We start from the raw sequence: 14,586 nt of genomic DNA, 5'->3' as shown, positions 1-14,586 counted from the left end.
TTAAAATTACCCGATAATGTCGATTCACCTAAACCTGCCCTTTCCTTATTTAAAATAAGCTCCAATCCAAGGTTCGCGACAGCCGCTCGATCAACTGCACCCCCGCGATGCTGTTGCCTTTGGGGTTTAAAGCCGGGCCTACGACTCCTATCCCGTATCGTCCGGGCACTAGCGTCAATATCCCGCCGGACACGCCGCTCTTGGCCGGCAGCCCCGCGCTGATGGCAAATTCGCCGGAGCCGTTGTACATCCCGCAGGTGACCATAAACGTTTTGGCAATCTGCACGTAACGCCGCGGGATCAGCGTCTTTCCCGTCAAAGGATCGGTTCCGTCTAATGCCAGCACCAGAGCCATCCGAGCCAGATCCTCGCAGCAGACCTTGATCGAGCAGTGGCGGAAGTAGATGTCCAGCACCTCTTCCACGCCGCAGCCCAAGATCCCTTTATCCAGCAAAAAATAAGCCATCGATCGGTTCAAATGTCCCGTCTCCGACTCTGAGCGGTAAACTTGTTCATCGTAATTCAAACCGGAATTTCCGGCCAATTCCCGAAAAAAATCCAGAATGCGCGCCGATTTCTCCTCCGCATTCGCCCCCTTGATCATCGAGGAGACCACGATCGCGCCGGCGTTGATCAACGGATTAAACGGTATCGCCGGCTGCGCCAGCTCCAGCTTCATGATCGAGTTGAAATGGTCGCCAGTTGGCTCCATCCCTACTTTGGAAAATACGGCGGCTTCCCCATGGTCCATGAGCGCTAGAATCAACGTAAACACCTTCGAAATGCTCTGCTTCAGTTGATCCCATTCGTTCATGACCATGGCGAACCCCCATTCTAAATTACGGCTGATCGTTCAAGCGTTGCTTCGCTAAGCGGATCATCTCCTTGACCATCGAACCGCCGATCGCGCCGCCTACCTTGCCGGCTTTCGCCGAAGTCAAATCGCCATTATCGCCTTCCCTGAGCGTCACGCCTAACGATTTGGCCACTTCATACTTCACGTCATCCGGCCGCTCCGGGTTGATGTTGTACCCCTCGCGCATCATCACTTCCGCCTTGAACCGGCTAAGTCGAACCGCCGGATCCGAATCCTGCTGGCCATTTCCGCCGTTCCCTTTTGTTTGTACCATGGATATCCCTCGCTTTCAAGTGAGAATTATCCAATAGGATTCCCTGTTTACTGGCCCCCCATCCGGTGAACCTTTCTTCATAAATTTAGCGGAATCTGGTAATAGTAGGATCATTGTTTATGAGTTGTGTAGGAGGTGGAGTTATTTTGCACGAAAAAATTAGCGTTGGCCAACTTGCTTCGATTGTCATCTTGTTTCAAATCGGTAGTTCCTCATTATTTCTGCTGGCCAGTGAAGCCAAACATGATGCGTGGATCTCTGTCGCCATTGCGATGATCCTTGGGATGGGCATCCTGATATTTATCACGATGCCGATTCAGAGTCGCGCCCCACATTGGGATCTGATTGAAATACTGACTCGTTATTTCGGCAAATACCTCGGTTTTACGGTAGGCTTGGCTTACGTCGGATATTTCATTTACAAATCGGTTCGTAACGTGAGGGAGTTCGGAGATTTGGTCATTTTGTACCTGCTGCCCGGAACCCCGCTGGACGTCGTGATGATTGTGCTGTTGGCCGTTGGGGCTTACGCCATTATCCAAGGCATCGAAGTATTCTTTCGGGTAGGACAATTAGTGCTTCCCTGGCTGCTGTTGATCTATCTTGTGTTGTTTGGCCTTATGATCGTCTCCGGTCTTGTTAATCTCAAGCAACTGTTGCCCCTAATCGAACAGGGATGGATGCCGATATGGAACGCCGCCGTCCCTGAAGTCATCTCTTTTCCTTTCGGGGAAATGGTCGTATTTCTTATCTTCTGGAAACATGTCACCCAGTTTAACGACTTCAAAAAGTTTACCCTGATTTCCTATACCTTCTCCGGCATTTTTATCGTTCTTACCAATGTGCTGATTATCGCCGTACTAGGTGATTTGTCAGGGGCCTATATCATCCCGTTCATGTTTGGGACCAGCTTGATCGAAATCGGCGGCATTCTGGAACGGATGGATCCGTTCGTTAGCTTGCTGCTCTTCGGAGGTGTTTTCTTCAAGCAGGCGACTTATTATTTGGCGGCGGTTCTGGCCGCGGCGCAGTTGTTCAAAGTAAAACGCCAAGTAATGGTCGTTCCCGTAGGTATAGCTATCTTTGCCGGAGCCAGAATGTTCAAAAGCTATATGGAGCAAATCCAATTTGGCTTTGAACACAACCTGAAATTTCATTTTCCGATTTTTCAGATCGTTTTGCCTATCCTCCTGTTGCTGGTCATGCTCCTTACACAAGGGTTCAAACGCAAACGGGACGCTCCTCAAAATGAATGAAAAGGAGAGAACGACGTAATGCAAAAGCGCAAGGAGAAACACGCCTCGCCTCATCCATTAGCTTTGCGGCTGGAAGATAATCTGGATAGCCTGCGGGCCGCTGCCACCAAACGTTCGGATCTTGTGATCCGTTCTTTTCATGTTCCTGGAAACAGGAACCAAATGGAATGCGCACTAGTATATATCGATGGACTTGTCGACCTCACATCGATCAACGAATCGCTGCTTCACCCACTCATGAACGTCCTATCCGCCCATGCCGGGGATTCGGCGGGAAGATTCGCTGCGATTCAAAACTGCGCTTCTGCTGCAGGGCCTGCTGTTATCGTGGAGGACATGGAATCGCTGTGGCAGCAAATCATGCAGGGGGATACCGTCATTCTCGTGAATGGGTATCCACAAGCCGTCGCGTCAGGCACATCCGGCGGTGAACGAAGAAGCATCACAGAGCCAACAACGCAAAATGTGATCCGCGGTCCAAAGGAAGCATTCACGGAAAGCCTGCGTACGAATACGTCTTTAATCAGCCGCAGGCTAAAATCGCCGAATCTCCGCATCCAAAACAAAGTTATCGGAGAGCAAACCCAAACCAACGTATCTGTTTTATATCTTGAAGGCATTGCGGACGAGTCCGTTGTCCGTGAAATTCAAGAACGCCTCGACCGGATCCAAACCGACGGTATCCTGGAGGGAGGATATATCGAAGAATTTATCGAAGATGCGGCGTTAAGCCCTTTCCCTACGATTTTTAACACGGAACGTCCCGATGCTGCGACGGCTGGCTTGTTGGAGGGACAAATCGCTATCGTCGTTGACGGTTCTCCGTTCGTGCTGCTTGCCCCCGTCACCTTCTTTACTTTTTTCGATTCCAGCGAGGATTATTATCAGCGGTTTTACATCGCTTCGTTCCTGCGTTTGCTCCGTTTCGGCGCTTTTTTCGTCTCTCTGTTGCTGCCCTCATTATATATCGCCGTGACGACGTATCACCCGGAAATGCTGCCCACAACCCTGCTGGTTAGTTTGGTCGCCCAAAGAGAAGGCGTTCCTCTCCCCGGCCTGATCGAGGCGTTCTTGATGGAAATTACGTTCGAAGTGCTAAGGGAGGCGGGAATTCGCATGCCGAAAGCGATCGGCTCAGCGATATCGATCGTGGGGGCGCTCGTACTGGGTCAGGCGGCTGTGGCGGCTGGCCTAATTTCCGCCGCTATGGTCATCATCGTCTCTTTTACGGCGATCTCGAATTTCGTGATCCCGTCCCCGAACCTGTCGGTCACCGTGGGACTTATCCGTTTCGCGTTGATGTTGCTGGCAGGAACCTTGGGACTGTACGGTGTCATGGTCGGGTTGATGCTGCTTTGCATTCACCTTGCTTCCCTACGCTCGTTTGGCGTGCCGTACCTCATGCCGGTCGCTCCCTTGATTTGGACGAATATGAAGGACGTATTCATTCGCTTTCCATTATGGAGCATGCGTACCCGTCCCGACGGCATTGCCGGTAACAACCGGCTACGGCAAAAGAAGTCTCTCAAACCCCAACCCCCCCGGCAGAAACCGGAAAAGGAGTGAAATCATGATTTTTCCACTCAACAGGTTGAAGATGATCTTCGCGTTTGTTATATGCCTTTTCCTTAGCGGATGCTGGAGTCACAAGGAACTGACGGATTTAGCGATCGTGTCGGCAACCGGCGTTGATCGAAAAAATAATCAATGGGAGTTGACCTACCAACTCGTTACTCCGGCTGCCTCCGCTTCAGGCACATCAGGGGGCAATGCGAACTCCGGTCCGCCGATCAGTGTGCTATCGATTCAAGGAGACACCTTGCGGAAGGCACTGGCTAACAATGAATTGGAGAACACGCGTCAGTTACATATCGGGAACAATCGCGTATTCGTAATCGGCGACGAAGCAGCTAAATATGGGCTTTATTCGCTGATTGACACGTACTTGCGGAATCCTCAAGCTAGGGAAACCGTCAACCTTTTCATAACCAAGGATAATCCCCGGATCGTTGTGTCCCAATTGATGTATCTTGAAAAGAACACCGGTGAAGGCATCCACAAGTTGATTGATAGAGAAACCAAAAACGACTCCATCCTTCCAAAAGTCAATATGTACAACTTAGCTTCTCAAACGGCGGGAGCGTCCAAATGTGCCGTGATCCCTGAACTGCTGGTCTCCGGAAAAGGCGAGCCAGGTTCAACAAAAACGCTCGAAAACACAATAACGGCCTCCAAAGTAAAATTGGGTGGGCTGGCTATTTTGAAGAAAGGCAAACTGGTCGGATGGGTCAACCAAAATGAGGCACTTGGAATCGCCTTTATTCGCAATCAGGTGAATAAGGCCGTAATTTCCTTCGAATTTAGCGGAGACAAGGAAGGTCACAAGTCGAAATCCACGTTTGAGATCTCGGACTCCTCCACCCGGCTAAAGATGATTCGCAAGGAAGGGCAGGTCATCGTGACCGCAAACCTGAAAGTGAAAGGCACGATCACGGATACCAACTCCCCATTCGATGCGATTGATCCGGGAGTGGTGAGAGAATTGGAACGTGCTATTGGAGACAAGTTGCTGCGTATCGTTCAGGAGGGGTGGCATGCCGTTAACCGCATGCAGGCGGATGTCGTTGGGTTCGCCGACATTTATCACCGCAAATATCCGCGGAGATGGCAAGCGATCAAAGAGGACTGGGCTGTTGAATTCGCTAAGATTCAATTCGAACCAACGATCAAGGTAACGATTGAACGCGTGGGATTGATGAATCAATCCTATCAGAAGCTAGTAGAGGAATAACGTTTGTTTGACATGAGGTTGACAAATGTCATAGTCCGGCAGACTGATAAAAAAGATAATTTAATCCGATAAATATATTTTATGAAACTTCCTACACTCAAATGAAAAGAAGGCATAGACATGAATTTGGATCAGTATCGCCCGATCATCGAAAAACCGCTTCGAGCTTCCTTGAAACCCGCACAGGAGGTTGGTGTCATCCTGCTATCAGCCTTGTTTGTCGCCGCTGGGCTCGACTTGTTCTTGATCCCACATAAATTGCTGTCCGGGGGGGTTACGGGCGTTGCCTCCATCATCAGTTACTTGACAGGGTGGAATATCTCGATCGTTTACTTTCTGCTTAACGTTCCATTGATATTATGGGGCTGGAAAGCGGTTGGGCGACGTTATATCGTGCTTAGCTGCATCTCCGTCGTCAGTACCACCTGGTTTATCTCAATCATCCCCGAGGTGCAAGTCACCCATGACCCGATTCTTGCGGCGGTATTCGGCGGTATTATTTCAGCGGCGGGCATCGGATTTTCGCTTCGCGTTGGGGGCTCTACCGGAGGCTTCGATATTCTCGGATCCATCGTAACGCGAAAAAGGGACGTTCCCATGGGGAACATCCTCTTTCTGCTCAACGGACTCGTCATTTTGGCGCTCGGCTTTTTTCAAAGCTGGGACTTAGCTCTGTATTCGATGTTATCCACCTTCGTGAAAGGCAAAGTCGTCGATATGATCCATGTTGGGCATATCAAGGTGACCTGCTTCATCATAACGAAGCGCAAGGAAGAGATGCTCTGCCAACTGCGCAAGCTGCATCACGGCATCACCTGCCTTCATTCCGAAGGTGGATACCGTGAAGAGCAGAACTATACGTTGATGACCGTAACGACCCGGTACGAACTGGCGGCCGTCCGAAAAGCCGTGGTTGACACCGACCCTCACGCATTCATGAATGTGGTCCAATCCATTGAGATTCTCGGACGGTTCGCCAGACCGGTCAAATAACTTGGCTTATTTATCTAGCTCATAGATTTGATAAAGTTCGTCAAGCATCAGATTAGCCGCTTTAATACCGCCTGCCGTGTTCCAGATGGCATCGTCGACTTTGTAGGTCTTTTCGTTCTTGACGACGTTCAAATTTTTCCACAAGGGGTCATTTGTCCAGTCCAGCTCGGTCTGATTCGCTTTCCCGTCGCCCGTTTCATAGGTGAAGTAGAACAACCGGTCAGCATCCACTTCCGGCAGCCGTTCCTTGGTGATCTCATCGACAAACGTATCTTTGGCGTTTAGCGTCATTGGATTTCTGGCAATCCCCAACTGTTCAAAAATAATGCCTGAGAACGTGTTCGTGTGGTATACGCGCGTTTTGCCATCCATAAACCGGACAACGGATACGGTATCTTTCAGCTTATCGCCGGCTTTGGACTTAAAGTCGTCAATCCGCGCGTCATAAGCGCTCAACAGCTCGTCGCCTTTGTCGCTCAAGCCCAAGGCTTCCGCATATAATTTGAAATTGTTCATCCAATTTCCCCGCAGGTCTTCGGACATCACCGTAGGAGCGATAGCCTGCAGCTGCTCGTAAACTTTCTCCTGGCGCATTTTGTTGCCGATAATGAGATCGGGCTGCAATCCGGCGATGAGCTCCAGGTTTGGCTGGCTTTCTTCGCCTACGACGGTAACCCCCTCCATTTCATCCTTGATATGGGGGTACCAGGGGTCCCCTGTCCAGGAACGAACCGCTCCAACCGGTTTAACGCCCAATGCGAGCAGCGCTTCCGTTCCTTCGTTGGTCAAAATCACGACCTTTTGCGGTGTCCCCACGATTTCGGTCTCGCCCATCGCATGTTTTACGATTCGTTTGCCATCAGCGGTCGCGTTACCGCTCCCTTTCGCGTTCTCCGCAGCCGCGTTCCCCTCTGTTCCGTTATTGCTAGACGGCCCTTGACTCCCGTTCTTCCCGCAGCCCGCAACTACGAGCGCAAGCACAAGTACAACAAAGGCCCACCAGATGGAACGACCGCGATAAGTGTAAGCCTTACGACTATGATTCATGATTCATTCTCCCCTTCAAAATGAGTCTATCTCTTATCACTGATAATGATTATCATCTTCAAAAATATAGGGCATTACCGTCCGATTGTCAATACATTAAGAATGATTCTCAACCTCATTGACAGTCTCCTCCCCATCTTCTAAGATTTAATGGACATGATCTATTCGATCGGAAAGTGGGAAAATGCCTCATGAAAGGTTTAGGCTTGTTGATTTGTGCTTTGATCTTGACCGCAGCCCTTGTATGCAGCATCAGCTTTGGCGTGACGGACATCCCTTTCCCTACCATTTGGGAATCCTTTGTCCATCCGAACGGCAGTAACGAACACTTGCTTGTTCAAACGGCCCGTGTGCCGCGCGCTTTTATCGCTGCAGCCGTCGGTGCCTGTCTCGCCGTGGCCGGTGCGCTGATGCAGGTGATCACACGTAACCCGATCGCTTCGCCCAGCACACTGGGCGTCAATTCCGGGGCGGCCTTCTTTATCATCCTGGCATCGGGATGGCTTGGCCTATCGGGCATGCAAGCCTTAACTTGGGTTGCTTTGGTTGGAGCGGCCCTTAGCGGTGCGGTGGTTTTCCTCTTAGGAAGCCTCGGACGAGACGGCATGACGCCGCTTAAGATTACGCTCGCTGGCGCTTCGATGGCGGCGTTCTTTTTCTCGTTGACCCAAGGCTTGATGCTGTCCGACGGCAAAATGTTCGATCAAGTGCTCGTCTGGTTAGTCGGTTCGGTAGCGGGACGAGGAACGGAGCAACTCCTTAACGTCTTACCTTATATGGGGGCTGGGTTTCTCCTTGCCCTTCTGCTGGCTCGACAACTTAACGTACTGGCGATGGGAGATACCGTGGCACAAGGGCTCGGCCAACGTACAGGCTTCATCAAGACGATGGCTGCAATCGCAGTCATCCTGCTTGCCGGAGCCTCTGTGGCCGTGGCCGGACCCATCGCATTTGTCGGAATTATCATTCCGCATATCGTTCGCCACTTCGTCGGCACGGATCACCGCTGGATTCTACCTTATTGCGCTGTATCCGGAGCTTTGCTGCTCGTTTCTGCCGACATCGGCTCCAGATACATTGCCATGCCGAAGGAAGTCCCGGTCGGCGTCATGACCGCGATTTTGGGCGTACCGTTCTTCGTATACATCGCCAGAAAAGGGGTGAAGAACTGATGGCCAAACCTGGTAAAACCTCATCAACCCACATCAATTCATCCCTGCAGGCGAAGAAAAAAAGAACCCTTTGGATTTGCCTGCTCCTGTCCGCCCTTTGTCTCGGTATGATGGTCATCAGTGTGGGGATCAGCAGCCACTATCTTCCTCCCCTGACCGTCATGAAAGCCTTGTTTGGCATGGCCGAACCCGGCGAACAAGTCATCGTCATGAATCTCCGCTTGCCGCGAATCTTGGTAGCCGTGCTGGTCGGGGCTTCCTTGGCTGTGGCCGGAGCCATTTTGCAAGGCGTCATCCGAAATCCGCTCGCTTCGCCAGACGTTGCCGGGATTACCGAGGGCGCCTCGTTGGGAGCAATCCTGTTTATTTACCTATTCCAGGGTTCCATCTCGATTCACTGGATGCCGCTCGCGTCGATCCTTGGCGCGTTTATCGTCACGGGGTTATTGTACGTGTTGGCCTGGAAGAACGGTGCGTCTCCGCTGCGAATCATCCTCATCGGGATCGGCGTCTCCGCTGCCATTAAATCGGTATCGTATATGCTGATCATTTCCGGTCCGATGCAGCTGGCGAACCAGTCCCTCACGTTCATGACCGGCAGCATCTACGGCGTCTCCTGGGAAAACGACGTGCTGACGCTTCTGCCTTGGACAGCCTTATTGCTGATCCTGACCTGGCTGCAGGCTCGCCAAGTCAACATTCAGGCTTTGGGCGACGATATCGCCACCAGCGTTGGCTCGCGCGTACAACTGCAGCGGCTGCTGCTGATCGTGCTCAGTGTTTCGCTCGCAGGCGCTGCGGTGGCCATTGGCGGCGCAATCGCCTTTATCGGCCTAATGGCCCCGCACATGGCCCGCAGGCTAACCGGGCCATCCTTCTCCAGCGTGCTCCCGGTCAGCGCGCTGCTTGGTGCATTGATCCTGCTTGTCGCGGATCTGGTTGCGCGGACCGCCTTTTTGCCGCGCGACGTTCCAGCCGGCGTGTTGACGGCGGCGATCGGAGCACCGTTCTTTATGGTACTGCTGTATCGCAACCGAAATCGCTTCTAACGAACGAAAGCCGGCGCCCCATTTAAGGGTCGCCGGCTTTCTTTTCATCCTATATGATTTACGATCCTGCACCCCGGTACCGCTTAACCCCGTAATTCCAGGCGGTCAGGCCGATCGCCAGAAATACGAGGCCTACCAACGGGGTCAGCCAAGCCATTTGCCGCATCTCCTCCCGCTCCAGGAACAGCGAAGCCGGATAGACCCCTACAAAGGCAAACGGTAAAATCCAGGTTAGAAGCACTTGAATCGCCCGGTTGTAAATCGTTACCGGGTACCGCCCATATCCCTGAACGTTATACATCAACGGCAAGATGCCGGTTGGCGCGTCGGAGTAAAACGACAACGAGGTTAGCGTCGTATAGATTCCGGTATATATTGCTACTGCACTGAGCGTAAACAGCAGCATTGCGGGAATCGTCCACCACTCGAAGCTGAGACCTAACTGTCCTCCGCTGATCGCCATGATGATACCTCCGATAATCGAGCCGACTAGCGCCGGTGGGTCCACGTTTTCCAGGAAGATCTGGAACAAGTTATACGCCGGACGTGTCATAATCCGGTCCATTTCGCCTTTGACGATATACCGTTCGCTGAAATTCCATAGATTGACGAAGCAGCTAAACACGCCGAACGGAACCATAAAGAAGCCGTAAACGAACACCACTTCGCTCTCGCTCCAACCGCCCAGGCTGTTGGTGTGCATAAAGATGACAAAGATAAAGATCAGGTTTGTTGCCTGAAAGAGTAAATCGGAGATCACCTCCACCCAGAAGTCGGCGCGGTAGGTCATTCGGGTTTTCATGTAATTTTTTAAGTATTCGCCCATGAGGCCCAAGTAGTACATGCTTCCTTAACCCCCTTGCACGAACAGGCGCTTCCGCGAGGCACGGTACAGCCCAATCATCGGTATGAGTAGGATGACGAACCAGATAACCTGAATACCAAGCACGTTCCAAATCGACGACCCTTGAATCCGACCTGTAAACACCGAACCCGGCAAATACGTGATCGCCTGGAACGGCAGGAACGACATGATGCCGCCAAGCCAAGCTGGGAACAGGCTAATCGGAATGATCAGGCCTGAGAACAAATCAACGACAACCCGTTTCATTCGCATAAAGCCTTCGTTATTTTCCACGAAAAAAGACATAAGCCCTGTAATCACGTTCAGCTGCGAGTTGATCAGAAAGCTGAAGAACAGCATCACGAGAAAACCGATCCAAGCACTGGACTCGGTCGGCAGCTTGACCGGAAATAACAGCATGGCGATCGCCATGCCGGGAACCATCAGCATGATGAAACGGAACATGCCTTCGCCGAGGCCTTGCATCATTTTGACGAGGATATAGTTATAAGGGCGAATAAATTGGATGGCGATGCTACCGTCGCGGATGTCCGTGGAGATTTCCCGATCCAGGTTGTTGAAATAGAACGCACGGGCCATCCACGAAACGGCTAAGTAAGTCGTCATCTGCGAGGCAGTAAAACCACCCAGCTCGCCGCCGCTCCCGTAGATCGCCTTCCACGTAAAATAGTAAACCCCGATGTTGAGCGAATAGATCAAGATACCCGAATAGTAGTTCACCCGATACGCCAGCATCGTCAAGAATCGGATGCGGATAAAATCGAGGTACGCCCCCCACTGGTTAGACATGGATGACCGCACCTTCCTTACTCTCCGTTTCCGCGTCCGCCGGTTTATCCGCCGAACCGGATTGGTAAATGCTACGGACGATTTCGTCGGTGTTGGTTTCGATGATTTTGATGTCGGTGATGTCCGCCTGGCCAACAACCTGTCCCAGCACCTCAGAGACACCAATATCCCGCGGGATCCAGACTTTGGCGTTCAGGTCGTTCTCCGCCGTCCAGATCACAGGCAGCGCTCCCGTCCAGCCCCGCAACTGCTCGAGTTTGGTAGCCGTCCCGAACTGGAACAGCACCTCCTTACCCGTACCCCAACGGTCCTTCAGCTCTTCGAGGCCGCCATCATAAATGATCCGTCCGTCGTCGAGCATAATAACCCGGGAGCACAGCGCCTCGATATCCTGCAGATCGTGAGTTGTCAACAGAATCGTCGTGCCGTACTCGCGGTTCATATCCTTCAGGAAATCGCGAATTTCCGATTTGACCACGATGTCTAAACCAATCGTCGGCTCGTCCAGAAAGACGATCGAAGGATTGTGCAGTAACGCCGCAACCAGCTCGCAACGCATCCGTTGCCCCAAGCTCAGCTTGCGTACCGGGCGGTTCAGAAGTTCCTGAAGCTGAAGGCGTTCCACCAGTTCGTCCAACCGTTTCTTGTACTCGGACTGCGGCACCCGGTAGACCTTGCGCAGCAGCTCGAACGACTCGATCACGCCGATGTCCCACCAGAGTTGACTGCGCTGTCCAAAGACGACCCCGATATGCTGCACGAACTTCTCGCGCTCGGCGTGCGGCACGAATCCGCCAACCTTCAAATGTCCCGATGTCGGTACCAAAATGCCGGTGAGCATTTTGATCGTCGTCGATTTGCCGGCCCCGTTCTCCCCGATATATCCGCAGATCTCCCCCTCCGGAATCTGAAACGAAATATCTTTCACGGCGGCCACTTCGTTGTATTCCCGCTTAAATAAATCAAGAAAGGCCCCTTTGAGGCCTTCGCGGTTTTTCTGCACCTTAAATGTCTTGCGCAAATCGCGCACTTCAATGGCAGCCATGGGTATCCCTCGCTTTGAATCAATTTATAGTCCGCTAAAAATTATATAGTAACTTCCATCAAAGCACCATACCCTCTTTCCACCATTATCCCTTTTGATCAGAGAACAAGAGTATGCCCGTACGCCCCTTGTCCTTGCTCCCTTAACGAAAGGGATAATCGTGCAAAACAGCAAATAGAAGCACTATGCGATGAACCTGGGCCTATCGCTTTACACTTATAGGTTGAAGCGATAACCGACGCCCCAGATCGTTTCGATATACTGTGGCTTTGACGGATCGCGCTCAATTTTCTCCCTTAATTTGCTTATGTAGACGGTGACGGAAGCCAGGTCGCCCAGCGAGTCCATCCCCCATATCCTTTCGAATAAATCATCCTTTGAAAATACCCGGTTCGGGTGCATCGCCATAAACAGCAGCAAATCGTATTCTTTTCCCGTTAGTGCAAGCTCTACGCCGTTCACCGACACCTTTCGCGACATTTTATCGATATACAAACCGCGAAGGCGAAGTTCGTCTTTGTCTGCCGGGCGTGAATGGTTCGTCAACCGCTCATACCGCGTTAAATGCGCCTTGATACGGGCCATGAGTTCACCTACGCTGAACGGCTTGCTCACGTAATCGTCAGCACCTAAGCCGAGACCGCGGATTTTATCGATGTCTTCCTTCTTGGCGGAAACCATCAGGATTGGGATTTCCTTGGCCTCGCGTACTTGCTTGCAGATTTCATAGCCGTCCACCCCCGGCAACATCAGGTCGAGCACAAGCAGGTCGTACGATTCCGAGAGTGCCAGCCGTAACCCCTCGTCTCCATTAGCGGCGATATCCGCCGCATATCCGCTCGCCTGCAAATAATCCCGCTCCACCTCTGCAATCACGGGATCGTCTTCAATAATCAAAATCCGTTTCATTTACGTTCACCGTCCGTCCGTGAATATGCCTGCCGTGGCAGCGTGAATGAGATCGAAGTTCCCACGCCGGTTTGGCTGTCTGCCCGCACGATGCCGCCGTGCGCTTCGATAATTTGTCGTACGATGGCAAGACCCAGACCGCTGCCGCCGCGACCGCTATGACTGCTCCGTGATGATTCGGCGCGGTAGAACCGCTCGAACACCTTCGGCAATGCCGCTTCATCGATGCCGGCTCCATTGTCCCGGATGCGAACGAGAGCTTCGCGAGGGCTAGCCTCGAGTTCCAGGGTCAAGCGTGGGTCGGGCTTATTCATATAATGCAAACTGTTTTCCGCAATATTCATGAGCACTCGCTTCAGTTTATCCCGATCTGCGACGACGTGAAGCGGGTGCTCGGCGGTGGAGATAAACTTGATCTGCACCTGTGCGAATCGGGGGTCGGTCTTCATTTCTTCACTGAAGCTCTGCAGAAAACCAACTACATCCATCTGCTCGAAGTCAAACGGCAGGCGCTTCAAATCCAGCTTGGAAAAGAGGAAGAGCTCCTCGATCATCCGGTCCATATCATTCGCTTTCTGTCCGATCATCGCGATGTATTTGTCGCGTTTCTCCTCCGTATCGGCCACGCGGTCTTGAAGTCCCTCAACGCAAGCCTTGATCCCGGTGATCGGGGTTTTCAGATCATGTGAAATATTAGACAACATTTCCTTGCGGTTCTCCTCGTACTGGAGTTGTAAATGGATCGAATGTTTCAAACGCTCGCGCATTTCCTCGAAAGCTTCCCCCACTTCGCCAAACTCATCCTTGCGCTGCATCAAAAGCGGATAGTCCAGCTGGCCTTCTTTGATGCGTTCCGCCGCCCGTTTAAGCGTGTACAAGGGGCGTAAAATGCTGCGGGACACGAAAAACGTCAGCAGCAAGTTGGTGAGCGCGACGATAAGCAGAAGCGAAATAAACATCATCGGCATAAACCACGACATTTTGCCGAGCAATGGATTTAAATCCGATAAGAGATATAGGGTTCCGGTGCTCTGATCGCCAAATACGAAGTCTACGCGCTCCGCCTTGTAGCGGCCGCCTATTTCAGGACCCCGGCTCATCATCCATCGAGATCGTCCTTCCTGATCCGTATCGACCCGAGCCAATTCGTCTTCTAAGCCTTTATGATCCACATCGGAGGAGGCATAAGTCACTACGCCGTTCCGGACGATCACGAGACCCGCTTGAAGTCCCTGCAACGTCTCCCCCGTACCCGCCACGAATTTCGGGTCGGCCAATAGCTCGGGATCCTGCTCGGCAACGAACTTGACCCCGTTCATCAGCTGTTCGCGTTCATTGATCTTCTCCCAAAATTCCGACAATGCATGCCCGTGGAACTGAAAGCCGTCTCCACCCCGGCCAGAGGTGTCTCCGGCGCCGAAGAAGACGCGCGTTAGCACCAGGGCAGTGATCAGCGTCAAAAATATGGGAATCAACACCATCGCAATGTAGGATAAAATCAATCTTAGTCGGATCGTCATCAGAGGCGGTTCCTTTCAAG

14 protein-coding genes are annotated in these 14,586 nt (G+C 52.1%); 6 read left to right on the top strand and 8 right to left on the bottom strand.

Features of this window, described 5'->3' with window-relative positions; genetic code table 11:
* Positions 1-49: 49 nt before the first annotated feature.
* Both glsA and IM700_RS15115 read right to left on the bottom strand, forming a co-directional pair.
* Positions 50-814, bottom strand: a complete 765-nt coding sequence (gene glsA / locus IM700_RS15120) for a glutaminase A (protein WP_239483927.1) — start codon at positions 812-814, stop codon at positions 50-52.
* 25 nt (positions 815-839) lie between these two features.
* On the bottom strand, positions 840-1,130 hold the full coding sequence (locus IM700_RS15115; RefSeq protein WP_155608154.1) for an alpha/beta-type small acid-soluble spore protein: 291 nt from the start codon (positions 1,128-1,130) through the stop codon (positions 840-842).
* A 146-nt stretch (positions 1,131-1,276) separates the two neighbouring features.
* Here IM700_RS15115 and IM700_RS15110 point away from each other — a divergent pair, with 146 nt between their 5' ends.
* The 4 genes from IM700_RS15110 to IM700_RS15095 all read left to right on the top strand — a co-directional run bounded on the left by IM700_RS15110 (position 1,277) and on the right by IM700_RS15095 (position 6,170).
* Positions 1,277-2,386 carry a GerAB/ArcD/ProY family transporter gene (locus tag IM700_RS15110; protein WP_239483926.1) on the top strand — a complete coding sequence of 370 codons (1,110 nt, stop codon included), beginning with the start codon at positions 1,277-1,279 and terminating at the stop codon, positions 2,384-2,386.
* Positions 2,387-2,404: 18 nt separating this feature from the next.
* Positions 2,405-3,952, top strand: a complete 1,548-nt coding sequence (locus IM700_RS15105; RefSeq protein WP_193415352.1) for a spore germination protein — start codon at positions 2,405-2,407, stop codon at positions 3,950-3,952.
* A gap of 4 nt (positions 3,953-3,956) precedes the next feature.
* On the top strand, positions 3,957-5,177 hold the full coding sequence (locus IM700_RS15100; protein ID WP_193415351.1) for a Ger(x)C family spore germination protein: 1,221 nt from the start codon (positions 3,957-3,959) through the stop codon (positions 5,175-5,177).
* A 120-nt stretch (positions 5,178-5,297) separates the two neighbouring features.
* A complete protein-coding gene (locus tag IM700_RS15095; protein WP_155608150.1) occupies positions 5,298-6,170 on the top strand; it encodes a YitT family protein in 873 nt (290 codons plus the stop codon).
* A 6-nt stretch (positions 6,171-6,176) separates the two neighbouring features.
* On the opposite strand, the gene IM700_RS15090 is transcribed toward IM700_RS15095, so the two are convergent.
* Complete coding sequence (locus IM700_RS15090; RefSeq protein WP_193415350.1) at positions 6,177-7,217, bottom strand: ABC transporter substrate-binding protein; 1,041 nt, start codon at positions 7,215-7,217, stop codon at positions 6,177-6,179.
* A gap of 191 nt (positions 7,218-7,408) precedes the next feature.
* Here IM700_RS15090 and IM700_RS15085 point away from each other — a divergent pair, with 191 nt between their 5' ends.
* Both IM700_RS15085 and IM700_RS15080 read left to right on the top strand, forming a co-directional pair.
* Positions 7,409-8,389 (top strand): FecCD family ABC transporter permease, encoded by a 981-nt coding sequence (locus tag IM700_RS15085; RefSeq protein ID WP_193415349.1) that lies wholly within the window; start codon positions 7,409-7,411, stop codon positions 8,387-8,389.
* The gene (locus tag IM700_RS15080; protein WP_193415348.1) at positions 8,389-9,438 is read left to right on the top strand and encodes a FecCD family ABC transporter permease; all 1,050 of its coding nucleotides are present in this window, start codon (positions 8,389-8,391) and stop codon (positions 9,436-9,438) included. Before IM700_RS15085 ends, IM700_RS15080 begins: the two co-directional genes overlap by 1 nt.
* 58 nt (positions 9,439-9,496) lie before the next feature.
* Here the strand turns inward: IM700_RS15080 and IM700_RS15075 are convergent, their stop codons facing one another.
* The 5 genes from IM700_RS15075 to IM700_RS15055 form a co-directional block, all read right to left on the bottom strand.
* Positions 9,497-10,282, bottom strand: a complete 786-nt coding sequence (locus IM700_RS15075; protein ID WP_155608146.1) for an ABC transporter permease — start codon at positions 10,280-10,282, stop codon at positions 9,497-9,499.
* Between the two features lie 6 nt (positions 10,283-10,288).
* Positions 10,289-11,092, bottom strand: coding sequence for an ABC transporter permease (locus IM700_RS15070; RefSeq protein WP_155608145.1), 804 nt, complete (start codon positions 11,090-11,092; stop codon positions 10,289-10,291).
* On the bottom strand, positions 11,085-12,137 hold the full coding sequence (locus IM700_RS15065) for an ABC transporter ATP-binding protein (RefSeq protein ID WP_155608144.1): 1,053 nt from the start codon (positions 12,135-12,137) through the stop codon (positions 11,085-11,087). Before IM700_RS15065 ends, IM700_RS15070 begins: the two co-directional genes overlap by 8 nt.
* 216 nt (positions 12,138-12,353) lie before the next feature.
* Positions 12,354-13,046, bottom strand: a complete 693-nt coding sequence (locus IM700_RS15060) for a response regulator transcription factor (RefSeq protein ID WP_155608143.1) — start codon at positions 13,044-13,046, stop codon at positions 12,354-12,356.
* Positions 13,043-14,566: a sensor histidine kinase gene (locus tag IM700_RS15055; protein ID WP_193415347.1), complete on the bottom strand. Its 1,524-nt coding sequence runs from the start codon at positions 14,564-14,566 to the stop codon at positions 13,043-13,045. The genes IM700_RS15060 and IM700_RS15055 overlap by 4 nt, the downstream gene beginning before the upstream one ends.
* Positions 14,567-14,586: the final 20 nt, after the last annotated feature.

The organism is Paenibacillus rhizolycopersici, from assembly GCF_014947195.2.
Lineage (GTDB): Bacteria > Bacillota > Bacilli > Paenibacillales > Paenibacillaceae > Fontibacillus > Fontibacillus rhizolycopersici.
This window is presented reverse-complemented; position numbering and strand designations above follow the sequence as displayed.

What these genes read in the sequence shown, in the direction of transcription:
- IM700_RS15105 (WP_193415352.1), top strand. Translation starts at nt 2,405, where the DNA reads ATGCAAAAGCGCAAGGAGAAACACGCCTCGCCTCATCCATTAGCTTTG.
- IM700_RS15095 (WP_155608150.1), top strand. Translation starts at nt 5,298, where the DNA reads ATGAATTTGGATCAGTATCGCCCGATCATCGAAAAACCGCTTCGAGCT.
- IM700_RS15100 (WP_193415351.1), top strand. Translation starts at nt 3,957, where the DNA reads ATGATTTTTCCACTCAACAGGTTGAAGATGATCTTCGCGTTTGTTATA.
- IM700_RS15090 (WP_193415350.1), bottom strand. Translation starts at nt 7,217, where the DNA reads ATGAATCATAGTCGTAAGGCTTACACTTATCGCGGTCGTTCCATCTGG.
- IM700_RS15085 (WP_193415349.1), top strand. Translation starts at nt 7,409, where the DNA reads ATGAAAGGTTTAGGCTTGTTGATTTGTGCTTTGATCTTGACCGCAGCC.
- IM700_RS15115 (WP_155608154.1), bottom strand. Translation starts at nt 1,130, where the DNA reads ATGGTACAAACAAAAGGGAACGGCGGAAATGGCCAGCAGGATTCGGAT.
- glsA (WP_239483927.1), bottom strand. Translation starts at nt 814, where the DNA reads ATGAACGAATGGGATCAACTGAAGCAGAGCATTTCGAAGGTGTTTACG.
- IM700_RS15075 (WP_155608146.1), bottom strand. Translation starts at nt 10,282, where the DNA reads ATGTACTACTTGGGCCTCATGGGCGAATACTTAAAAAATTACATGAAA.
- IM700_RS15060 (WP_155608143.1), bottom strand. Translation starts at nt 13,046, where the DNA reads ATGAAACGGATTTTGATTATTGAAGACGATCCCGTGATTGCAGAGGTG.
- IM700_RS15080 (WP_193415348.1), top strand. Translation starts at nt 8,389, where the DNA reads ATGGCCAAACCTGGTAAAACCTCATCAACCCACATCAATTCATCCCTG.
- IM700_RS15055 (WP_193415347.1), bottom strand. Translation starts at nt 14,566, where the DNA reads ATGACGATCCGACTAAGATTGATTTTATCCTACATTGCGATGGTGTTG.
- IM700_RS15070 (WP_155608145.1), bottom strand. Translation starts at nt 11,092, where the DNA reads ATGTCTAACCAGTGGGGGGCGTACCTCGATTTTATCCGCATCCGATTC.
- IM700_RS15065 (WP_155608144.1), bottom strand. Translation starts at nt 12,137, where the DNA reads ATGGCTGCCATTGAAGTGCGCGATTTGCGCAAGACATTTAAGGTGCAG.